Origin of the sequence: Candidatus Dechloromonas phosphoritropha (assembly GCA_016722705.1) — a bacterium.
GTDB lineage: Bacteria > Pseudomonadota > Gammaproteobacteria > Burkholderiales > Rhodocyclaceae > Azonexus > Azonexus phosphoritrophus.
On sequence record JADKGN010000004.1, the window covers coordinates 1,588,678 to 1,608,617 of the forward strand.

Here is a 19,940-nt window from a genome sequence, read left to right on the forward strand (position 1 = left end):
ATGTCATGGTAGAGCGGCGTGTCGTGCTATACGATGTGCGCACCCGCCGCCCGGGGCGCACCGTAATCAGTTCCAGGGATGGCGCATACGCCTTCTACAATGTGCGACTGGGACCGTGGTTCGTCGTTTCCTTTGATCACACGGCGGAATACAACGCCGTGATTGCTGACAACCAGTACGGGATACCGATGTAATGGATGTCTCGACTACAGTCCGCACCGCCATGCGCAACGGCGCCATGCTAGGGTTAGCCACGCAGATCGCCGCTGCTGGCGCCGGGTCGAGGTTGGCGTTTTTTTCAACCGCCAAACCAACAGCCGGAGGTTCACCAGGCGGCCCGCCAATGGTCGCCGTGATCCTGGGTTTTCCCGTCGGAACGGTATCCGCCGGCATCCTGACCCTATCTGATACTGCCTTTGCCCAGATCACCGCTGGCGGAAGCGCCGTCTGGGCGCGCCTGTTTGACGCTGCCGACACCTGGATCGCCGACTACACCGTCGGCACCCAGGCTATGCACGACAGCGACCCGGCCACCGCCGAAGTAATCCTGGCAGCGACCACGCTCTACACCGGGGCCTTCCTGGCGCTGATCGGGGCGCAGATTGTCGCCAACTAACCTGCACTTCAAAACCCACCAGCCGGTCACCACCGCGCTGCGCTTCGGGGCCGAAGATACCCATGGTGGCGAGCAATTCACCGCCACCATGGCCGCTGCGGTGGTCGTCAGCGCCCATCCGCACCTGACAACACATACCGGATATGTCGCCAGCCTGGACGTTACGGTCAACCTCGAAATTGCGCCGGAATTGCGGGCCATCTACGACAACAGCGTCAACCGTACTGCCCACCTGTGGGCTGGCGCTGCCTGGCAAGTCGCCGCGCCGAATAATCCATCGGTATCCGCCCGCCACCGCGTATCCGCCAAGGCCGAAGCCAACCCGTCACCGGCCATCGCCGACGGCCTCTCGCTGCCGGCCGACACCGCCACCACCTGGCAGACTGCCGACCGCGTCCATAGCCCCGCCCTCGCCGTGCCCTGGGTCGCCGGCCTGCGGCGCGCAACAGAGCGCACGGCCGCATTCAAGGAACTACTGCGCAACAATCGTCCGCAACTCATCGCGCCATTCACCGATGCCGCCGCGCTTCCGGCTTACCAGGAAGACCGCTGGAAAGACCTTTACCGCAGCCCGCGCCCTGGCCTGATCCTGCCCTGGGGAGAAGCCGAGCGCCGTCAACGCGCGCTGGTCACTGATTTCGGCGTCGGCGCGCCGATCCTGATCTACACCCGCATACCCTGGCAACGGGGCAGCACGCCAGCGTATGGTCAGCACGACTACACCGTCCCCCCGCCCGCCCACGTGTCGTGCTACCAGCCGATCCCCGGCATCGCCAACCTGCGTTTCTGGGAACTCGCCGCCGAAGCCAGCCTCAATTTCCGTTTTCGCTGCCCGCATGCCGCCGGTGAAGGTAGCGGCGAAACCCTTATCATTCCCGTCCGGAGGGTTTACATGACCACCAATACGCAAACGCTGGTGCTGGACAGCACCGGGCAGCCGATCCCGACCAATAATATGCGCCTGGGCATCGATGTCGATTCCTGGGTATGGTCCTGGTCGGCCAATGTGCCCGGCAGCTATCTATCACTGCTGCAGGCCTCGCCCGGGAATCTGGTCGAAGTCATCGCCACGCTCAACGGGACGGCCTTCCGCTTTGCCGTCGAACGCATCCAGCGCGACCGTCGCTTCGCGCAATCCACCCTGGCGATCTCCGGCCGTGGGCGCGCCGCCTGGCTCGCAGATCCCTACGCCGATATTGTCTCGCGCGCCAATGCCGAGGCGCTGACCGCGCAGCAGCTGATGGCTGATGCGCTAACCGAAAATGGGGTGTCGATCGGCTGGGATCTCGACTGGCAAATTACCGACTGGCTGGTCCCAGCTGGCGCCTGGCAACACAGCGGCACCGCGATGGATGCCTGTCTCGCCATCGCTGGCGCCGGCGGCGCCTATATCCAGGCGCACCGTACCGATCAAGTCCTGCGCGTGCTGCCGCGCTACCCAGCTGCACCATGGGCCTGGGCGGGCCTGACCCCGGATATCCAGTTGCCCGAAGACGTCTGCGTGACCGAGGGGATCGAGTGGATCGACCGGCCGGCCTACAACGCTGTTTTCATCTCTGGGCAGGCTGGGGGGATCATGGCGCACGTCACCCGCGCCGGAACCGATGGCGCGAAGGTGGCGCCGATGGTCGCCGATCCGCTGATCACGCATGCCGATGCGGGGCGCCAGCGCGGTATCGCAGTCCTGGGCGACACCGGCCGGCAGAAACTCATCTCGCTCAGCCTGCCGGTTCTCTCGGAGCTGGGTATCGTTCCGCCAGGAAAACTCGTCCGCTATACCGAAAATGGCCAGCAGCACCTTGGCCTGACGCGTAGCGTCCAGGTGGCCAGCGACTTTCCTAAACTGCGCCAGACAATCACGGTGGAAAGCCATGTCCTATAACCTCTACAAGGCACTCCGCGCGCTGACTCCAGGCGCACGGCTGATGATTGGAACGGTGACTGTCGTTGAGATAGGCCGGGTGACCGTCGAATTACCGGATGGATCAATTCAGGTGGCTAGAGGGGTTGCATCGGTCGGCAACAGGGTCTATTTGAGAGATGGATCAATCGAAGGGATTGCGCCTTCATTGTCGGTAGTCGTGATCGAAATCTGACCTACAGCACCACCCACAGTAAATTTTGTTTTCTGTCGATAAACAAATTCTACGGTCGTTTATCTCGCTTGTTGATGCTCATTTATCTCGCGCGGCTTTACCGTAGCCATTGGGGAATCGAGAACCAACTTCATTGGATGCTTGATGTCACGATGGGCGAGGACGGCAGTACGGTGCGTAAAGACCATGCGCCACAAAACCTCTCCCTGCTCAAGAAGATCGTCCTCAATCTCATTCGCCTGGATAAGACCGACAAAAAGAAATGCAGCTTGCGCTTGAAGCGCAAGCGGGCAGCCTGGGATGATGAGGTACGCATGAACATGTTGGGATTTCCGGCATTATGATGTTCGAGTGCGGAGGCCCTGACCCGTCGCCCCCAGGCCTGAGCGATCTGATCGCCAAAACGCTCGTCGCCCAAGGCGAAATTTCTATTCGTGGCCTGACGGATTGCATCCACCACGCCCGCTTCCAGCTCGCAGCGGAACAACTCCCGGTAGGCCGCCTGTCGATCTGTGCCGTCGGCCCCTGGCGCCCGGTAGAGCGGATGTGGCGTCACCCGCCCGCTCTCATCCCTCTGGGTATTGACGCGATAGCTCGACCAGCAATATTGCGCAGGGTGCCCGACTATCCCCACGCATCGGGTTCAGCTCGATGTAGCGGTGGCAGGCCAGCAGACAACTTTCCTCCTGCGTCAGGCAGGAGCTGAAGCGCCCCTCCCACAAGGTGCCGCATCGGCCATTGGTGCGATTTACGTGCTGCATATAGCGCTGCCCCAAAGCCTTCATCAGCGCGCCCACCCCTGCCGTGGTGGAAAGTGCAACGGGAAATCGGGGAGTATCACGCGGGGGCGGCGGGCCATCGGGATTCTCTGGCGCCGTGAACACCAATGTTTAGCTTGCAACCGTGGTGTGTCTCTAGTTTTTCCCGGTTTTCTGGGCGGAAAATCGCCATAATTGGCATGGAAACAAACCGTTACAAACGACTCTTGCGAAATCGGTTAAAATATCACGATGAAACATGAGCAGAAGCCGAACGCCTTCGCTATTCCCGTCCGCGTCTATTACGAGGATACCGATGCCGGCGGCGTCGTCTATTACGCCAATTACCTGAAATTCTTCGAGCGCTGCCGCACCGAATGGATGCGCCAGATCGGCCATGACCAGTCGCAACTGGCGTCCGATGCCGGCATCGTCTTCGTCGCGCGCAAGGCCGGTTGCGAGTACCTTAAGCCGGCACGCCTCGACGATCTGTTGACGGTCGGCCTTGAAGTCGAGCGACTGACCCGGGTTCGTGTCGTCTTCCGCCATCACGTCCGCCGCGGGGACGACGAGCTGGTCACCGGCGTCGTCGAGATCGCCTGTGTCGACGCCGTCAAGATGACGCCGGCTCCCATCCCCGAATTCCTGCACAGAAAACTGGAAGCAATGCAATGAACGTAACCCAGGATATCTCCATCCTTCACCTGATCCTCAACGCCAGCGCCGTCGTCCAGGCGGTCATGCTCCTGCTCGCCGGCGTCTCCTTCATGTCCTGGTACTACATCTTCATGAAGTGGTACACGGTCAAGCAGGCGCGTGCCAAAACCGAAACCTTCGAGCGCGATTTCTGGTCCGGCGGCGACCTCAACAATCTCTTTAACAGCGCGGTTAACGACCGCCACCACGCCGGCTCGATGGAACGCATCTTCGAGGCCGGCTTCCGCGAATTCGCCAAGCTCAAGGGGCAGGCAAATCTCGACTCCAAGGACGTCATCGACGGCGCGCGCCGCGCCATGCGCGCCACCTTTCAGCGCGAGATGGATGCGCTGGATGCGCATCTCGCCTTCCTCGCCTCGGTCGGCTCAGTGTCACCCTACGTCGGCCTGTTCGGCACCGTCTGGGGTATCATGCATTCCTTTCGCGGCCTCGCCAATGTCGGCCAGGCGACGCTCTCTGCAGTAGCGCCAGGCATTGCCGAAGCGCTGGTCGCCACCGCCATCGGCCTCTTCGCGGCGATTCCCGCCGTCATCGCCTACAACCGTTTCGCCCATGACATCGACCGCCTGGCGACGCGCTACGAGTCGTTCATGGAAGAGTTTTCAAACATTCTCCAGCGGCAGATGCGTTAAGCCATGCGCCAGCGCCGCCTCAAAAACGAAATCAACGTCGTCCCCTACATCGACGTCATGCTCGTGCTGCTCGTCATCTTCATGGTGACGGCGCCGATGATGACCACCTCGACCATCGACGTGCCTTCGGTCGGCAAGGCCAATACCGTGCCGGCGGCACCGCTCGAAGTGGCGATCAAGGCCGACCAGAGCATGACGCTGATCGACCGCGCCGGAAATGGCAGGGAATTCCGCGTCGACCGCAGCGAACTGAAAACCCGTATCCTGGCGGCGCAGAAGAAGAATCCGGAGCAAGCGGTGCTGATCGCCGGTGACAAGAACGTCAAGTATGAAGCGGTGTTGTCCGTCATGGATGAATTGCAGCGTGCCCAGGTCAAGAAAATCGGCCTTCTGGTGCAAACCACCGGCAAATGATTCTCGAACGACCCGAAGAGCCCGGCCGGAAATACGCGCTGACGTTCACCATCCTGGTGCACGTCGGTCTGCTGGCTTTCCTGTTCTTCGGCGTGCAGTGGAAGCGCAGCCAGCCGGATGTGGTCGAAGTCGAACTGTTTTCAAGCCGCCCGACACCTGCCGTTCAGGCAGCCCCACCGCCGCCGCGGCCGGAAGCGAAGCCCGAACCGAAACCTGAACCGAAGCCCGAGCCGAAGGTTGAGCCGAAACCCGAGCCGAAACCGGTGCCCAAGGCTGAGCCGAAGCCCGAACCACCTCCGCCGAAGAAGCCGGATATCGCGATCAAGGAAGAGAAGAAGCCACCGAAGCCGGAGCCGAAGAAGCCGGAGCCCGAGCCCAAGCCCGAACCGAAGAAGTCCGAACCGAAGAAGCCCGAACCGAAGAAGCCCGAACCGAAGAAGCCGGAGCCCGAGCCCAAGCCTGAACCGAAGAAGCCCGAACCGAAGAAGTCGGAAACAAAGGCGGAGCCGAAGAAAACCGAGCCGGAGCCAAAGAAGGCCGAGCCCCGGGTGCCCGATTTCAGCAAGGAACTGGCCAGCGAAACGGCCCAACTGAAGAGTCGTCCGAATGCGAGCGCGCAACAGATGGCCAGTGCCGCCGGCGCCGAGGCGGCGCAGCGGGCAGCGGCCAGCAAGCGCGGCATGGAAGAGTATGCAGCCAAGATCCGCGTCAAGGTACGTGGCAATATCGTGTTGCCGCCCAACATCCAGGGAAACCCGGAAGCGATTTTTGGTGTCGAGCAATTACCTGGCGGCGAGATACTCAACATAAGGCTCAAACGCTCGAGCGGCAGTGCAGCCCTCGACTCGGCGATCGAGCGCGCCATCAAGAAATCCTCGCCACTGCCCGCCCCACCCGACCCCGCGTTGTTTCAGCGCACGCTGGAAATCAAATACAAGCCATTTGAAGAGTAGAATCTCGCGAATCCCTGATGAAGATGACATCCATGCCCCAGATTTTCCACAAGATATTCGTTCTCCTGTCTCTGCTGGCCGCTACGCTGGCCCACGCACAGTTAACCGTCGAGATTACCGGCGCCGGCGCCAACCGGATCCCGGTGGCGATCGCCAACTTCGCCGGCGATCCCGCCGCCACCCAGGTGGTCACTGCGACGATTCGCGCCGACCTCGAACGCAGCGGACTGTTCAAGCTGGTCGATCCGGCCGGTGCCACGCTCGACGAGAATGCGCAGATCAACTTCGCCGACTGGAAGAGTCGCGGCGCTGACGCGCTGGCGACCGGCAGCCTGGCGCGCGGCGCCAATGGGCGCATGGAAGCGCGCTTTCGCCTCTATGACACGCAAAAGCAGGTGGCGCTCGGGGGCGCCGTCTACGTGACAGGCAACGACCAGTTGCGCGCCGCCGGCCACCGCATCGCCGACTATATCTACGAAAAGCTGACCGGCGAGAAGGGCGTCTTCTCGACACGCATCGCCTATGTCGTCAAATCCGGCACCAAGTTCCGCCTGCAGATCGCCGATGCCGACGGGCAAGGCGCGGCAACTGCCCTGACTTCCAACGAGCCGATCATTTCGCCGGTCTGGTCGCCGGACGGCTCACGGCTGGCGTATGTTTCATTCGAGAAGAAGAAGCCGGTAATCTACGTCCATTCGCTGGCTTCCGGCCAGCGTCAGGTGGTCGCCAATTTCAAGGGCTCGAACTCAGCTCCGGCGTGGTCGCCGGACGGTCGCCGCCTGGCTGTCGTTCTATCGAAAGACGGCAACTCGCAGATTTACTCGGTCAATCCCGACGGTACCGGCGTCCAGCGCCTGACACAATCGACCGGAATCGATACCGAGCCGCGCTACTCGCCGGACGGCGGCAGCATCTATTTCACCTCCGATCGCGGTGGCAGCCCACAGATCTACCGGATGAGCGCCAAAGGCGGTGACGTCCAGCGCATCAGCTTCGAAGGCAGCTACAACGTTTCGCCGCGGCCGTCACCCGACGGCAAGAGCCTTGCCTTCATCAGCCGCCGCGACGGTCGCTTCCAGCTTGCCGTGATGGACCTGGCCAGCAAACAGGTGCAAGTGCTGACAGATTCAAACAAAGACGAATCCCCGAGTTTCGCCCCCAACAGCCGCATGATTCTGTTCGCCACCGAAATCGGCGGACGCGGCGTCCTCTCGGCTGTTTCCAGCGACGGCCGGATCAAGCAACGCCTCTCGATCGCGGCCGGTGACGTCCGCGAGCCGGCCTGGGGCTCTTTCACTCAATAACCCTCAACGGAGAAACCCATGAAAAAACTTCTTATTCCTGCCCTGTTGGCCGCCCTGATTGTCGGTTGCAGTTCCACCCCGGTCGATGAGAATTCAGGCGCGCCAGTCGACTCGCGCAGCGGCTCCGGTGTCGCGCCGGTCACCGCCGGCGGTCTCGACTCACGCGGCTTGCCGCACGAACTGACCGACCCCAAGAGCACGCTGTCGCAACGCAGCATCTACTTCGACCTCGACAAGTACGAGGTCAAGGACGAGTACCGCGACTTGGTCGCCGCCCACGCCAAGTACCTCGTCACCAACAAGGGCTTCAAGGTCCTGATCCAGGGCAACACCGACGAGCGCGGCAGCCGCGAGTACAACCTGTCGCTCGGCCAGAAGCGTTCCGACGCGGTCAAGCGTTCGCTGACGTTGCTCGGCGCCAAGGAAGATCAGGTCGAGTCGGTCAGCCTTGGCGAAGAAAAACCGAAGAATCCGGGCCATGATGAGTCCGCCTGGACCGAGAACCGCCGCGCCGACATCCTTTACAAGGCACCTGACGGCCGCGGCGAGTTCTAGGCATGCGCCTCGCACGCATCGCCCTGCTCATCGCTGCCCTGGGTACCGGCCATGCCCAAGCGGGCGTGTTTGACGACGATGAGGCGCGGCGCCAGATCAAGGATCTCGCCATAATGACCGAGGCGCGCGTCGACCAGCAGGGCAAGGCGCAGCTCGACCTGGCCAACCAGTTGCAGCGTCAGTCGGAAGAGATTGCCCGTCTGCGCGGCCAGGTCGAAACGCTGACCTACGAATTGGAAACCGCCAAGAAGCGGCAGCAGGATTTCTATCTTGACCTCGACACCCGCCTGCGCAAGTTCGAGCCGCAGGCGGGCGGCGGCAGCGCTGCGGTCGACCCGGCCAGCGCGGCAAATCCCCCCGCCGCAGTCGATCCGGGCCGCGAAAGCAAGGAGTACGAAGCAGCTTTGAACCAGTTCAAGGCGGCCAAGTACAAGGAGGCGGCCTGGGCCTTCTCGGCCTTCGTCAAAAAGTACCCGGACAGCACGCTGGCCCCGAATGCCCAGTTCTGGCTCGGCAATGCCTGGATCGCCCAGCGCAACTGTACCAAAGCGATCGAGGCGCACAGCGTGGTCACGACCAAGCATGCCGACAGCCCGAAGGCGCCGGATTCCTGGCTGGCGATGGCCAATTGCCAGCAGGAAATGGGCAACCCGACGGCAGCCAGGCGCTCGCTGGAAACCGTGGTCACCAAGTACCCAAATTCGCAGGCCGCCGATACTGCTCGAGATCGCCTGAAGAAGAAGTAGTTGGCGTTGCGCCTTACCGAGATCTTCTTCTCGCTTCAGGGAGAAGCTTCGCGTGCCGGTCTGCCGACGGTGTTCGTGCGGCTGACCGGCTGCCCGCTGCGCTGCGTCTGGTGCGACACCGCCTACAGCTTCACCGGCGGCGAACCAGCGACAATCGGCTCGATACTGGCCGAGGTTGCGAAGTATCCGGTCCGTCAGGTCTGTGTTACAGGCGGTGAGCCGCTGGCGCAGAAGGAATGCCTGCCCCTGCTGACGGCACTGTGCGATGCCGGCTACGAAGTTTCGCTGGAAACCTCGGGCGCGCTCGACATCGCCGGGGTCGATCCACGCGTTGCGCGAATCATGGATCTCAAGGCGCCGGGCTCCGACGAATGCGCCAAAAATCGCTGGGAAAACCTCGAACTGCTGACCTACAGCGATGAAATCAAAATCGTCATCGCCTCGCGCAACGACTACGAATGGGCCCGCGAGCGCTTGCGCGAGCACCGCCTCGACAGCCATTGTCCGGTGCTGCTTTCACCGGCACAGGGCCTGGTCGATCCGCGGTCGCTCGCCGAGTGGATTCTCGCCGACGGCCTCAATGTCCGTTTTCAGATGCAATTGCACAAGTTGCTGTGGGGCAACACAAGGAGCAGGTAGACTTCACCCAGTCAAGTCCATGAAACTTGTTCCGCTTTCGCCCTTCCGGCCCGCGTCCAGATGAGGTCAAACGATGAAACATCCGCGCAAGAACATCCCACCTCAAGTGCTCCCGCTGCTCGTCTTCGTTGCCGTGATCGCAGGCTGCGCGACGACCGAGATGACTGCGCAGTGGAAGGATCCCGCCTTCGGTGGCACGCTTGCGGGAAGTCGCATGCTCGTTCTTTGTCAGGCAGGCGACGACACGCTCAGACGAGTCTGTGAAGATCAGTGGGCGACCCGTCTTGCAGCGCACGGTGTCGCCGGGATACGTAGCTATTCGCTCCCGGGGTTTCCGCCGGGCGGGGCGGCCAACCCTGAAGAGATGGCGATGGCGGGCCGAGAGAACGGCGCATCGGCAGTTGCCAGCACCCAGCTCAGGCTCAGCGACTTCGCCGTGGTCAATCCCGGACCGCAGGTCGGTTTCGGGCTTGGTGGCGGCAGCGGCGGAGGCTATCGCGGGGGAGGTTTCAGCGTCGGCGGCATCGGGCTGTCGTTTCCCGTCGGCGGGGCAACCACCACGCGCAGCCTGGGTTCCAGTACCTCGCTGGTCGACCTGGCAAGCGGCGCGGTCATCTGGTCGGGCAACGCGACCACATCGACATCTGCCGGCGACCTGACAGCGCAAGTGGCCGCGCTCACCGAGGTCGCCATCGAGGCTCTGCAGAAGGCGGGGTTGATCCACTGATCCGCACTGCCCGCACAACCGCAACTTTTCAGATGCCCAGATAGCGGTGCCAGATGCCGTGGTCGGCCGCCAGCTCGGCCGACGTGCCCCGCCAGACGAGGCGGCCGCGCTCGATCAGGGTCTGGCAGTCGGCCAGCGCGATCAACTTGTCGACGTATTTGTCGACGATCAGGATGCTTTGCCCCTCTGCCCGCAGGCGGGCGAAGCAGCCCCAGATTTCCGCGCGCACCAGCGGCGCCAAGCCTTCGCTCGCTTCGTCGAGGATCAGCAGGCGCGGGTTGGTAACCAGCGCGCGATCGATGGCGAGCATCTGCTGTTCGCCGCCGGAAACCTGGTTGCCGAGATTTCTCTGGCGTTCGTGCAGGCGCGAAAAAAGCTCGTAGACGCGGGCAGGCGTCCACGATGTCACGGCACGCCGGCGATTGGCAAAAAACGCCAGAAAATGCTCGTCGACCGTAAGATTCGGAAAACACTGGCGCCCTTCCGGCACCAGCGCGATCCCGGCGCGGCCGATGCGGTCCGGCCGCCAGCCGTCGATGCGCTCGCCGGCAAAGCGGATGCTCCCGCCACACACCGGCTGCAACCCGCAAATGGCGCGCAGCGTGGTCGTCTTGCCCATGCCGTTACGCCCGAGCAGGGTCGCCGCTTCGCCCTCGGCCAGCACCAGATCGAGACCGAACAGCACCTGGCTCTGGCCATAGGCAACTTCCAGTCCGCTGATTTCGAGCAATCCGCTCATGCGCCGTCGCTCAGGTAGGCACGGCGCACCTCAGGATCGGCGCGCACTTCATCCGGCGTTCCGGTAGCGATCAGGCAGCCATCGACCAGCACCGAAATGCTGTCGGCGAGGCGGAATATGGCGTCCATGTCGTGCTCGACGAGCAGGATCGTCACGTGGCGGGCAAGATGTTCGATCAGTTTGACCATGCACGCCGACTCCTCAAGCCCAGTGCCGGCCATCGGCTCGTCGAGCAGCAGCAACTGTGGCCGGGTGGCCAGCGCCATCGCCAGTTCGAGCGCGCGCTGCTCGCGGACGGCGAGCAGCGCCTCAGGCATCGCGTTTTCCGAACAGCGCTGCGACCCCGCGCGGGGCAAACAGCACGATGCCGATCAGCATCAGGCCGAGACCAATGTGCCAGTGCGGCGTAAAGCCGACCAGCACCTCTTCGAGCGTCAGCAGCACGACGGCGCCGACCACGCCGCCATACAGATAGCCGACGCCGCCGATGATGACCATAACCAGCAGCGTGCCCGACTGCATTCACTGCAGCACGTTGGGGCTGGCCAGTCCGGTCAAGTTGGCCAGCAGGGCGCCGGCCAGCCCGGCAAGGGCGCCGCCGAGCGCGAAACAGACAAGGCGGTAGCGAAACACCGGATAGCCGAGCCCTTCCATGCGCGACTCGTTCTCGCGAATAGCCTGAATAGTGTGCCCGAAGCGGGCATCGGCCAACCGCCTGAGAAAGATCAGGGCCAGCGCCAGACAGCCGAGCGCTGCGTAAAACAACGCGCTGTCGCCACTCAGACTGAACCCGGCCAGCGTCATGCGGCCGGCCAGCGGCAGGCCGTCGTCACCACCGAGGGCGCGTGCCGAGATGAACAGGTAATAAATCATCTGGGCAAAGGCCAGCGTGATCATGATGAAATAGACGCCGCGCGTGCGTAGGCTGAGGGCACCGACGAGCAGCGCCAGCAATCCGGCGAGGATCATCGCCAGCGGAAAGGCGATCAGCGCCTCGCTGATTCCATTGCTCATGCAAAACGCCGCGACATAGGCGCCGGCGCCGAAAAATGTCGCGTGACCGAGCGAGAACATGCCGCCGAAACCGAGCACCAGATTGAGGCTGGTGGCGGCCAGCGCAAAGATCAGGACGCGCGTCGCGAAGCCGATGTAGAACTCCTGGCCCGCTGCATTCAGCGCATAGGGCATGGCGACGAGCGCCAGCAACAGTCCGAGCGCAACCGGTTTCTGATAGGGAGCAGAGCGGTAGAAGGCCATCAGGCGCGCGCCGGAAACAGGCCTTGCGGCTTGAAGAACAGGATCGACGCCATCAGCAGGTAGATCATGATCGACGCCAATGCCGGGCCGAGTGTTGCTGCTGCATCTGCCGGCAGTACGGCACGCAGCAGCGTCGGCAAAAGTGCGCGACCGAGCGTGTCGACCGTACCGACGATCAGTGCGCCAACGAGCGCCCCGCGAATCGAGCCGATAAAAGAAGCCACCGATCTCGACCGGCCCGGATAGCGCCTCCGGCGCATTAAGCATCAACGGCTGGGCGCCCCAGATCATGCGCACGGCCTCGTTGGCGATCAGGATCAGCGCGAAAGTGGCGAGAACCTGCGACAGGTGATCGCGCTTATAAAGCTGACGGAACAGCGACAGATCGAGCAGCAGCCCGAGCACGGCCGCTCCGGCCACCCCGACGGCGAGGCCAATCCAGAACGAATCAGCAGCCTGCGCTGCGGCAGCGACGAAGTAAGCGCCCACCATGTAGAGCGAGCCATGTGCCAAGTTGATGCAGTCCATGATGCCGAAGACGAGCGTCAACCCGGCAGCGAGCAGGAACAGCATGAGACCGAACTGCAGGCCGTTGAGGGCCTGCTCGAGAACCAGTTGGGTCACTTCATCTGGCAGGCGGCTACGTAGGCGTCCGCGTGATTGGTGAAGATCGTGCCCATCGTCTTGTTGGTGACGCGGCCGCTGGCGTCCTTGCCGATGACACGCAGGTAGTAATTCTGGATCGGGTAGTGGTTGGTGTTGAACTTGAAGTCACCGCGCACCGACTTGAAATGCTTGGACTTGAGCGCCTTGCGCAGGGCTGCCTTGTCCTCGACCTTGCCCTTCACGTCGCGCACGGCGCCGTCCATCATCAAGGCGGCATCGTAGCCCTGCGAAGCATAGAGCGAAGGCAGGCGGCCGTATTCCTTCTGAAATTCAGCGACGAAGCGCTTGTTTTCCGGATTGTCCAAGTCATACGCCCAGTGCGATGAATTGAAGATGCCGATCATCGGCGCGCCGACCGCCTTGATCACATCCTCGTCGGCCGAAAAGCCGGGGGCGAAGAGCTGGGTATCGCGCGACAGGCCGGCGCTGACGAACTGCTTGACGAAATTGATGCCCATGCCGCCGGGTAGGAAGTAGAACAGCGCATCCGGCTTGAGCGAGCGGATCTGCGCCAGTTCGGCGGCATAGTCGAGCTGGCCGAGCTTGGTATAGATCTCTTCGGTGATATAGCCCTTGTAATAGCGCTTGAAGCCGGACACCGCATCCTTGCCGCCCGGATAGTTCGGGGTGGCGATCATGACATCCTTGTAGCCCTTTTCCTGGACGACCTTGCCGACGGTTTCATGCAGGTTGTCGTTCTGCCAGGCGACATTGAAGAAGAAGGGATTGCACTGCTCGCCGGCGAGTTGCGAAGGCCCGGCGTTAGCTGAAATGTAGAAGGTCTCGTTGTCGAAAACGGTCGGGCCGACCGCCAGCGTAATGTTGGAAAAGACGATGCCAGTCATGAAATCAACCTTGTCCTTTTTCAGGAACTTGTCGGCCGCCTGCTTGGCGATATCGGGACTCTGCTGATCGTCGGCAACGATGACCTCGGCCGGCAGGCCGCCCAGCTCGCCGTTGAGCTACTTGATGGCCAGGTTGAAGCCGTCGCGGATATCGACGCCGAGCCCAGCACCCCGCCCGGAAAGCGTCGAAACGAAACCGACCTTGATCTTGTCGGCAGCGTGAACGGAACCGGCAAACAGCAAAGCGGCGGCAAGGGAAGTCAGGCGACGTGACATCAAATTCTCCCGAGACAGTCGCAAAAGCCAGAATTGTAGCGCAGGAACAAGTACCTACCGACGCGGTCGACCGCCAAATTAGAGTATATTCGCGAACCATGAAACCCGCTGTGATCCTCCTTTCCGGCGGACTCGATTCCGCTACCTGTCTCGCCCTCGCGCGTAGCCAGGGCTTTGCCTGCTACTGCCTGTCCTTCGATTACGGCCAGCGCCACAGCGTCGAACTGCAGGCCGCCGAGCGGGTCGCCAAGGCCTGCGGCGCCAGCGAGCAGCGCACGATCAATTTCGGGCTCAGCCAGTTCGGCGGTTCGGCGTTGACCGACACCACCATCGCGGTGCCGACTTCCGGCGTGCAGCCGGGCATCCCCGTCACCTACGTGCCGGCGCGCAACACCATCATGCTCTCGCTGGCGCTCGCATGGGCCGAAGTGCTCGGTAGCCGCGATATCTTCGTCGGCGTCAATGCCGTGGACTACTCGGGCTATCCCGATTGCCGGCCCGAATACATCGCCGCCTTCGAGAAGATGGCCAACCTGGCGACGCGCGCCGGCGTCGAAGGTAACAGGCTATCGATTCACGCACCGCTGATGGCACTCTCCAAGGCCGAGATCATTCGCCTCGGTAGCAGCCTGGGCGTCGATTACAGCCTGACTGTTTCCTGCTACCAGGCCGACGCCAAAGGTCATGCCTGCGGCGTCTGCGATTCCTGCCGCCTGCGTGCCGAAGGCTTTGCCGGCGCCGGGGTTTCCGATCCTACCCATTATCTGGCCTGACCCATGTTGACCGATACTCCCCGCCAAGTCCGTCACGTTGCTGCATGCGCCGGCCTGTCCCTGCTTCTCGCCGCGACCAGCGTCAACGCCGCGCCACCCGGCCTGGCGATCGCGCTGAATTCTGTCGACGGCACAATCAGCCTGATCGATACGGAGACCTACAAGGTCATCGGCAAGGCGCCGGTATGCAAAGAGCCGCATCACCTGATGCCGACGCCGGACGACAAGTCGCTCATCGTCGCCTGCTCGGCGTCGAATCAGCTGGTGTTTTTCGACCCGCTGACCGGCAAGGAACAGCGGCGCATCCGCGACATCTCCGACCCCTACCAGCTCGGCTATTCGCCTGACCGCAAGCTGTTCGTCGCAACCTCGCTGCGCCTCGACCGGGTCGATATCTACGACTCTGCGGACTTCAAGCTCAAGGCTCGCTTGCACGCGCCGCGTACACCTTCGCACATGGCGTTCGATGCTGCTGGGGACTACGTCTTCATCACGCTGCAGGATTCCAACGAAGTGATGGCAATCAACCTGAAAACGCTGAAGAAGGAATGGGTGATGCCGGTCGGCCCGACGCCGGCCGGGATCGTCATGTCGCCCGACAACCGCTACCTGTTGGTCGCGATCATGGGCGAGGGCTACGTCGAGGTTATCGACTGGCGAACGCAGAAAACCGTCAAGAAGATTCCCACCGATACGGCGGCCCATAACCTGCATCCACGTGGCGACGGCCGTCACTACTTCGTTTCCAATCGCGCCGTTAGCGGCGGCAGTATTTCGCTGCTCGATACCCAAACCATGACCGTCGTCGAAAAGTACGACGTTCCCGGCGGCCCCGACGATATGGAAGTACGCGCCGACGGCAAGGAGTTGTGGGCGACGGCACGCTTCGGCCGGCGCGTCCAGGTCATCGACCTGACGACCAAAACGCTAAAGACTTCGATTCCGGTCGGCAGTTCGCCGCACGGGGTATTTTTCCTGAACCACGCGCCGCGCAAATGAAAGCGATCCTCTTCACACCGGGCATCCTGCTCGCTGCTGCCATTGCCGTTGCAAGCGGCACGGCAAACGCTGCGTGCAGCGGCACCCTGTATCTGACTTTCGATACCGGCAACATGCGGCATGCCGAACTGATTGCCGAGACGCTGGCGAAGCACCATGCCAAGGCAAGCTTTTTTGTCGCCAATGAAAAGACGCTGCGCGGCGATTATGCGCTCGATCAGAGTTGGGCTCCGTATTGGCAGGCGCGCGTCGCCGAGGGTCACGCGTTCGGCAGCCACACCTGGCGCCATGGCAGTTTTCGCAAGGATGAGGGCAAGCTGACCCAGTACCGCCTGATGGATGGCAAGGCCGTGCAGCTCGACGGCGATGCCATCTGCAGTGAAATCCGCCACTCCGACAGCCGTTTCAAGGAACTTACCGGACGCGCCCTGGATCCGCTGTGGCGCGCCCCCGGCGGACGCACGACGCCGCTGACGCTGAAGGCGGCGCAAGCCTGCGGTTACCACCATGTCGGCTGGGCACCGGCCGGCTTCCTTGGCGACGAACTGCCGTCGGATACCTATCCAAACGCGCTGTTGGTCGACCGCGCGCTGAAGAACCTGAAAGACGGCGACATCGTCATGGCGCACCTTGGCATCTGGTCGCGCAAGGATCCCTTCGCGCCGGCGCTCGATGAATTGCTCGGCAAACTCGAAGCCCGTGGCTTCTGCTTCGCCACGCTGGCATCGGCCCGTAAAGCTGACTGAGGAAGCATGTTCCAGGGTTTCCTCGACATCTTCGTGCGGGTCCAGGGGTGGCTGCTCGATTATGTCGTCCAGCCACCCCTGCTGCTACTGGGGCTGGGCAGTCTTGTCGAACCGGCTTTCGACGGTATCGAATTCTTCCTCTACGGCGTGCTCCAGTTGAGCGTTGCCTACCTGCTGCTGCGCCCGCTGGAATATTTCCGGCCGATCGAAGACTGGCCCGATCGCAAGGCGGTACGCGTCGATGTGCTCTACACCTTTCTCGATCGCCTGGGCGTCGTTCCGCTGGCCGTTTTCGCGCTGCTCAGCCCTTTCATCATGAATCTCGAAGGCTGGCTGCGCTTCCACGACATTATGCCGCGCCAGTTGGAGGACTTGTTTCCGGCGCTGGAAACATATCCGCTAGCGAGTTTCATCGTTTATCTGGGCATCCTCGATTTTGCCGAGTACTGGCGCCATCGCCTGTCGCACACTCTTCGCTGGTGGTGGGCGCTGCATGCGATCCACCACAGTCAGCGCCAGATGTCGCTGTGGACAGACAGCCGCAACCATCTGCTCGACGACCTGATCGGCGGCGCCTGGTTTTCGGTAATCGCGCTGTTCATCGGCGTGCCACCCGGCCAGTTCATCGGACTTATGGTAGCGATCCGCATCGTTGAAAATCTTTCGCACGTGAATGCTCGCCTGAGTTTCGGCTGGCTCGGCGAACGCCTGCTGGTCAGCCCCCGTTACCACCGCTGGCACCACGCCGTCGATCTGCCCGCCGGCAGGCAATATCGTTACGGATGCAATTTCGCCATCCTGTTCCCGATCTGGGACCGTTTGTTCGGCAGCCAGTATCTCGGCGCGGGTCTGCCGGCCACCGGTGTCCACTCGCCAGCGCTCGCGTCACCCGAACATGCCGATCATTTCTGGGTCCAGCAGAAGGACGGAATCATCGGGCTGGCCGTAGCGCTCAAGGTATTACTAAAGCCACAACGGCGCTGAAGCTCAGCGCTCGTCGTCTTCCTTCAGCTTCTCGATCACCAGCGGAAAAGCTCCCGACCCGATCAGCGCGGCGGCCGAGACGATCAAGGCCAGTCCCGCCATCGGGTCGTCGAGAACGGGATGCACGACTGCTCCGAAGCCAACGATGCTGATCAGTCCGGGGATGGCGCAGAGAACGCCAAGTGCGGTGAGAACGATGAACGAGAATGGATAGCGGCGCATCATGTGGCTAGGAGAGAAGAGGTAGCATTACAGGCGCTGGCTCTGGTCGCCGGCGGCAAACCCGAGCAACGGACGGGCGATGCCGCGGCCGATGGCAATGACCTTGAACAGCTCACCCATCTCGTGCGGCATCAACATTTTGTTGATGGCACCGCTGGCGCGGATGTATTCGGAAGTTCCCGGCTGCTCCCTGGCCAGCAGGTCGAGGATGCCGCAGTTGAGCAGGAACCGGCCCTGGCTGGTGTACCCGAGCAAATCGAGTCCGCTGGAATCGGCGGCGGCAATGATTGCCGTGAAATCGACGTGGACCGTGACGTCCTGCAATCCTGGAAGAAAAAATGGATCGGGATGCGAATGATGTCGGTAATGACACATCAGGGTTCCGCGCCCCCGCTGCTGATGGTAGAACTCGCGGCGCGGAAATCCGTAGTCGATCAGCAGCAGCGCGCCGCAGCGCAGGCGACAGCCCCATTCAGCAACCCAGGCGCGCGCCGCGAGGCCGATCTCGCTCTCGTAACCCGGCGGCAGGGTGCACTGGGCACCGATCTCTCCGGCAGCCGCCAGAAGGGCGCCCGTCGCCGGTCGCTCGTGCCAGGCGAAACCGCCCGTCTCGACCAAACAGACACCGCGCTCAAAGACGCCATCTTCCCGCCAGGCAACGACATGGGCTGGCATCGCGTCGAGCAGTTCATTGGCCACGACGACTCCCGAGAAAGCTTCCGGAAGACGGTCCAGCCAATGCACGCGGGACAGCAGATGCGGTGCGGCGGACGCCAGCGTCGCCTGCTGGCGCTCGCGCAGGTCGGCGGACAGATCGAGGATTCCATAACGCTCCGGCAGCCTTCCGAGCGCCTCGAGTTCGAGCAGCAAGTCAGCCGCCAGCCGCCCGGAGCCAGCGCCGACTTCGAGCAGCAGCGGCTGCGAAACTTCCATCACCTGAGCGACTTGGCGTGCCAGCGTGCGCCCGAAGAATCCGCTCATCTCGGGCGCGGTGACGAAATCGCCGGCCGCCCCGAATTTCCGCGCCCCCGCCGAGTAATAGCCAAGGCCCGGCGCGTAGAGCGCCAGTTCCATGAAGCGTACGAACGGGATCCAGCCACCCCGCGTGGCTATTTCGCGGCTAATTGCGGTGACCAGTTCCCTGGAGTGGGCAGAGGCTTCGGGGGAAGGCGACGGGAGGTTCATCGATGTTCCGGAAAGGCGCCGATTTTAGCCGGCAATGAAGACGATTGCCCGAAGATTCCGGGCGTATCGGGGTAAACTTCGCCCTTTTTCTGCGGTCGACCGCAGAAGGCTCAACAAGGTCCGCCATGGAAATCTCGAATACCCTGCAGAAACTGAGAAAATTTCTTGAAGGTCGCGTCGGCAAAGCCATCATCGACTACAACATGATCGAGGACGGCGACACCATTCTGGTCTGCATCTCCGGCGGCAAGGACTCATACACCCTTCTCGACATGCTGCTCGCCATGCAGAAGCGGGCGCCCGTGGGATTCCGGCTGATCGCCATGAATCTCGACCAGAAGCAGCCGGGCTTTCCGGCCGAAGTCCTGCCGCGCTATCTGGCCGGTCTGGGAATCGATTACCGGATCGTCGAGGCCGATACCTATTCGATCGTCAAGGAAAAGATCCCCGCAGGCAAAACCACCTGCTCGCTGTGCTCGCGACTGCGCCGCGGGATCATCTACCGGACCGCGAAGGAACTCGGTGCGAACAAGATCGCGCTTGGTCATCACCGGGATGACATGGTGCACACACTGTTCCTCAACATGCTGTTCGGCGGCAAGCTGAAAGCGATGCCGCCCAAGTTGGTCACCGATGACGGGGCGCATGTCGTGATCCGGCCGCTCGCCTATTGCTCGGAGAAGGATATCGCGCGCTTCGCGCGCGGCATGGAGTACCCAATCATTCCCTGCAACCTCTGCGGTTCGCAGGGCAACTTGCAGCGCCAGAAGATCCGCGAAATGATGGAGGATTGGGATCGTCGCTACCCCGGACGTACCGAGTCGGTGTTTACGGCCATGCAGAACATCCTGCCGTCGCATCTGGCCGACAATGCGCAATTCGATTTCCGCGGCCTCACTCTGGCGACACCGGTGGAGGAGGGCGATATCGCCTTCGATCCGCCCGAATTGATCGGAAATTCAAAGACTCGTGAATTACTTAACATGCCGGAATCCAGGTCAGGCTCGATACTGTCAGCCATAGTCACCAAAGGAGATTTCCAAAATGGCACACCCGGCGAGCAATGCCTTCCTTCCTGATCTTCCCTGTTC

General features: G+C 62.2%; 21 protein-coding genes and 6 pseudogenes. 19 read left to right on the plus strand and 8 right to left on the minus strand.

From position 1 onward, the window contains the following. Positions 1-5: 5 nt before the first annotated feature. The 5 genes and pseudogenes from IPP03_13485 to IPP03_13505 all read left to right on the plus strand — a co-directional run bounded on the left by IPP03_13485 (position 6) and on the right by IPP03_13505 (position 3,056). Positions 6-194 carry a hypothetical protein gene (locus IPP03_13485; protein ID MBL0353609.1) on the plus strand — a complete coding sequence of 63 codons (189 nt, stop codon included), beginning with the start codon at positions 6-8 and terminating at the stop codon, positions 192-194. A gap of 149 nt (positions 195-343) precedes the next feature. Beyond that, positions 344-616 (plus strand): hypothetical protein, encoded by a 273-nt coding sequence (locus tag IPP03_13490; protein ID MBL0353610.1) that lies wholly within the window; start codon positions 344-346, stop codon positions 614-616. Further along, the gene (locus IPP03_13495) at positions 603-2,498 is read left to right on the plus strand and encodes a hypothetical protein (GenBank protein MBL0353611.1); all 1,896 of its coding nucleotides are present in this window, start codon (positions 603-605) and stop codon (positions 2,496-2,498) included. The genes IPP03_13490 and IPP03_13495 overlap by 14 nt, the downstream gene beginning before the upstream one ends. After that, a complete protein-coding gene (locus tag IPP03_13500) occupies positions 2,488-2,712 on the plus strand; it encodes a hypothetical protein (GenBank protein MBL0353612.1) in 225 nt (74 codons plus the stop codon). Before IPP03_13495 ends, IPP03_13500 begins: the two co-directional genes overlap by 11 nt. Before the next feature lie 101 nt (positions 2,713-2,813). Beyond that, a pseudogene (locus IPP03_13505) lies at positions 2,814-3,056 on the plus strand (transposase). A 20-nt stretch (positions 3,057-3,076) separates the two neighbouring features. On the opposite strand, the pseudogene IPP03_13510 reads toward IPP03_13505, so the two are convergent. Further along, positions 3,077-3,571: pseudogene (locus tag IPP03_13510) on the minus strand (transposase). A 151-nt stretch (positions 3,572-3,722) separates the two neighbouring features. Between IPP03_13510 and ybgC the strand changes: the two are divergent. From ybgC to IPP03_13555, 9 genes are all read left to right on the plus strand, one after another. Continuing rightward, on the plus strand, positions 3,723-4,145 hold the full coding sequence (gene ybgC / locus IPP03_13515) for a tol-pal system-associated acyl-CoA thioesterase (protein MBL0353613.1): 423 nt from the start codon (positions 3,723-3,725) through the stop codon (positions 4,143-4,145). Then, positions 4,142-4,819: a protein TolQ gene (tolQ, locus tag IPP03_13520; protein ID MBL0353614.1), complete on the plus strand. Its 678-nt coding sequence runs from the start codon at positions 4,142-4,144 to the stop codon at positions 4,817-4,819. The genes ybgC and tolQ overlap by 4 nt, the downstream gene beginning before the upstream one ends. A gap of 3 nt (positions 4,820-4,822) precedes the next feature. After that, positions 4,823-5,233, plus strand: a complete 411-nt coding sequence (tolR, locus tag IPP03_13525) for a protein TolR (GenBank protein ID MBL0353615.1) — start codon at positions 4,823-4,825, stop codon at positions 5,231-5,233. Then, the gene (tolA, locus tag IPP03_13530) at positions 5,230-6,186 is read left to right on the plus strand and encodes a cell envelope integrity protein TolA (protein MBL0353616.1); all 957 of its coding nucleotides are present in this window, start codon (positions 5,230-5,232) and stop codon (positions 6,184-6,186) included. Before tolR ends, tolA begins: the two co-directional genes overlap by 4 nt. Before the next feature lie 23 nt (positions 6,187-6,209). Beyond that, positions 6,210-7,490 carry a Tol-Pal system protein TolB gene (gene tolB, locus IPP03_13535; protein MBL0353617.1) on the plus strand — a complete coding sequence of 427 codons (1,281 nt, stop codon included), beginning with the start codon at positions 6,210-6,212 and terminating at the stop codon, positions 7,488-7,490. Between the two features lie 18 nt (positions 7,491-7,508). Further along, on the plus strand, positions 7,509-8,045 hold the full coding sequence (gene pal, locus IPP03_13540) for a peptidoglycan-associated lipoprotein Pal (protein ID MBL0353618.1): 537 nt from the start codon (positions 7,509-7,511) through the stop codon (positions 8,043-8,045). Positions 8,046-8,047: 2 nt separating this feature from the next. Continuing rightward, positions 8,048-8,791: a tol-pal system protein YbgF gene (gene ybgF / locus IPP03_13545; protein MBL0353619.1), complete on the plus strand. Its 744-nt coding sequence runs from the start codon at positions 8,048-8,050 to the stop codon at positions 8,789-8,791. Beyond that, positions 8,792-9,430: a 7-carboxy-7-deazaguanine synthase QueE gene (gene queE / locus IPP03_13550; protein MBL0353620.1), complete on the plus strand. Its 639-nt coding sequence runs from the start codon at positions 8,792-8,794 to the stop codon at positions 9,428-9,430. Positions 9,431-9,503: 73 nt separating this feature from the next. After that, positions 9,504-10,157: a hypothetical protein gene (locus tag IPP03_13555; GenBank protein MBL0353621.1), complete on the plus strand. Its 654-nt coding sequence runs from the start codon at positions 9,504-9,506 to the stop codon at positions 10,155-10,157. Between the two features lie 28 nt (positions 10,158-10,185). On the opposite strand, the gene IPP03_13560 is transcribed toward IPP03_13555, so the two are convergent. The 5 genes and pseudogenes from IPP03_13560 to IPP03_13580 all read right to left on the minus strand — a co-directional run bounded on the left by IPP03_13560 (position 10,186) and on the right by IPP03_13580 (position 13,940). Next, positions 10,186-10,896, minus strand: a complete 711-nt coding sequence (locus IPP03_13560; GenBank protein MBL0353622.1) for an ABC transporter ATP-binding protein — start codon at positions 10,894-10,896, stop codon at positions 10,186-10,188. Beyond that, positions 10,893-11,186 (minus strand): annotated as a pseudogene (locus IPP03_13565) (ABC transporter ATP-binding protein). The gene IPP03_13560 and the pseudogene IPP03_13565 overlap by 4 nt, the downstream one beginning before the upstream one ends. Positions 11,187-11,205: 19 nt before the next feature. After that, positions 11,206-12,153 (minus strand): annotated as a pseudogene (locus IPP03_13570) (branched-chain amino acid ABC transporter permease). Beyond that, positions 12,153-12,777, minus strand: a pseudogene (locus IPP03_13575) (hypothetical protein). The pseudogenes IPP03_13570 and IPP03_13575 overlap by 1 nt, the downstream one beginning before the upstream one ends. Then, positions 12,774-13,940, minus strand: a pseudogene (locus IPP03_13580) (ABC transporter substrate-binding protein). Before IPP03_13580 ends, IPP03_13575 begins: the two co-directional pseudogenes overlap by 4 nt. A 98-nt stretch (positions 13,941-14,038) precedes the next feature. Here IPP03_13580 and queC point away from each other — a divergent pair. From queC to IPP03_13600, 4 genes are read left to right on the plus strand one after another with little or no spacing between them, the layout of a single operon-like run. Continuing rightward, positions 14,039-14,713, plus strand: a complete 675-nt coding sequence (queC, locus tag IPP03_13585) for a 7-cyano-7-deazaguanine synthase QueC (GenBank protein MBL0353623.1) — start codon at positions 14,039-14,041, stop codon at positions 14,711-14,713. A 3-nt stretch (positions 14,714-14,716) separates the two neighbouring features. After that, positions 14,717-15,712, plus strand: a complete 996-nt coding sequence (locus IPP03_13590) for a beta-propeller fold lactonase family protein (protein ID MBL0353624.1) — start codon at positions 14,717-14,719, stop codon at positions 15,710-15,712. After that, entirely contained in the window at positions 15,709-16,458 is a 750-nt protein-coding gene (locus IPP03_13595; GenBank protein ID MBL0353625.1) for a polysaccharide deacetylase family protein, read from the plus strand. Before IPP03_13590 ends, IPP03_13595 begins: the two co-directional genes overlap by 4 nt. A gap of 6 nt (positions 16,459-16,464) precedes the next feature. Continuing rightward, the gene (locus IPP03_13600) at positions 16,465-17,442 is read left to right on the plus strand and encodes a sterol desaturase family protein (protein ID MBL0353626.1); all 978 of its coding nucleotides are present in this window, start codon (positions 16,465-16,467) and stop codon (positions 17,440-17,442) included. A 3-nt stretch (positions 17,443-17,445) separates the two neighbouring features. On the opposite strand, the gene IPP03_13605 is transcribed toward IPP03_13600, so the two are convergent. Next, positions 17,446-17,664 carry a hypothetical protein gene (locus tag IPP03_13605; protein ID MBL0353627.1) on the minus strand — a complete coding sequence of 73 codons (219 nt, stop codon included), beginning with the start codon at positions 17,662-17,664 and terminating at the stop codon, positions 17,446-17,448. Between the two features lie 27 nt (positions 17,665-17,691). Further along, positions 17,692-18,849, minus strand: a complete 1,158-nt coding sequence (locus IPP03_13610) for an SAM-dependent methyltransferase (protein MBL0353628.1) — start codon at positions 18,847-18,849, stop codon at positions 17,692-17,694. A 125-nt stretch (positions 18,850-18,974) separates the two neighbouring features. On the opposite strand from IPP03_13610, the gene ttcA reads away from it, so the two are divergent. After that, entirely contained in the window at positions 18,975-19,928 is a 954-nt protein-coding gene (ttcA, locus tag IPP03_13615) for a tRNA 2-thiocytidine(32) synthetase TtcA (GenBank protein MBL0353629.1), read from the plus strand. Positions 19,929-19,940 lie beyond the last annotated feature (12 nt).

Coding starts and splice junctions, on each gene's coding strand:
- IPP03_13485 (MBL0353609.1), top strand. CDS start 6: ATGGTAGAGCGGCGTGTCGTGCTATACGATGTGCGCACCCGCCGCCCG.
- IPP03_13490 (MBL0353610.1), top strand. CDS start 344: ATGGTCGCCGTGATCCTGGGTTTTCCCGTCGGAACGGTATCCGCCGGC.
- IPP03_13500 (MBL0353612.1), top strand. CDS start 2,488: ATGTCCTATAACCTCTACAAGGCACTCCGCGCGCTGACTCCAGGCGCA.
- ybgC (MBL0353613.1), top strand. CDS start 3,723: ATGAAACATGAGCAGAAGCCGAACGCCTTCGCTATTCCCGTCCGCGTC.
- tolQ (MBL0353614.1), top strand. CDS start 4,142: ATGAACGTAACCCAGGATATCTCCATCCTTCACCTGATCCTCAACGCC.
- tolR (MBL0353615.1), top strand. CDS start 4,823: ATGCGCCAGCGCCGCCTCAAAAACGAAATCAACGTCGTCCCCTACATC.
- tolA (MBL0353616.1), top strand. CDS start 5,230: ATGATTCTCGAACGACCCGAAGAGCCCGGCCGGAAATACGCGCTGACG.
- tolB (MBL0353617.1), top strand. CDS start 6,210: ATGACATCCATGCCCCAGATTTTCCACAAGATATTCGTTCTCCTGTCT.
- pal (MBL0353618.1), top strand. CDS start 7,509: ATGAAAAAACTTCTTATTCCTGCCCTGTTGGCCGCCCTGATTGTCGGT.
- ybgF (MBL0353619.1), top strand. CDS start 8,048: ATGCGCCTCGCACGCATCGCCCTGCTCATCGCTGCCCTGGGTACCGGC.
- IPP03_13555 (MBL0353621.1), top strand. CDS start 9,504: ATGAAACATCCGCGCAAGAACATCCCACCTCAAGTGCTCCCGCTGCTC.
- IPP03_13560 (MBL0353622.1), bottom strand. CDS start 10,896: ATGAGCGGATTGCTCGAAATCAGCGGACTGGAAGTTGCCTATGGCCAG.
- queC (MBL0353623.1), top strand. CDS start 14,039: ATGAAACCCGCTGTGATCCTCCTTTCCGGCGGACTCGATTCCGCTACC.
- IPP03_13590 (MBL0353624.1), top strand. CDS start 14,717: ATGTTGACCGATACTCCCCGCCAAGTCCGTCACGTTGCTGCATGCGCC.
- IPP03_13595 (MBL0353625.1), top strand. CDS start 15,709: ATGAAAGCGATCCTCTTCACACCGGGCATCCTGCTCGCTGCTGCCATT.
- IPP03_13600 (MBL0353626.1), top strand. CDS start 16,465: ATGTTCCAGGGTTTCCTCGACATCTTCGTGCGGGTCCAGGGGTGGCTG.
- IPP03_13605 (MBL0353627.1), bottom strand. CDS start 17,664: ATGCGCCGCTATCCATTCTCGTTCATCGTTCTCACCGCACTTGGCGTT.
- IPP03_13610 (MBL0353628.1), bottom strand. CDS start 18,849: ATGAACCTCCCGTCGCCTTCCCCCGAAGCCTCTGCCCACTCCAGGGAA.
- ttcA (MBL0353629.1), top strand. CDS start 18,975: ATGGAAATCTCGAATACCCTGCAGAAACTGAGAAAATTTCTTGAAGGT.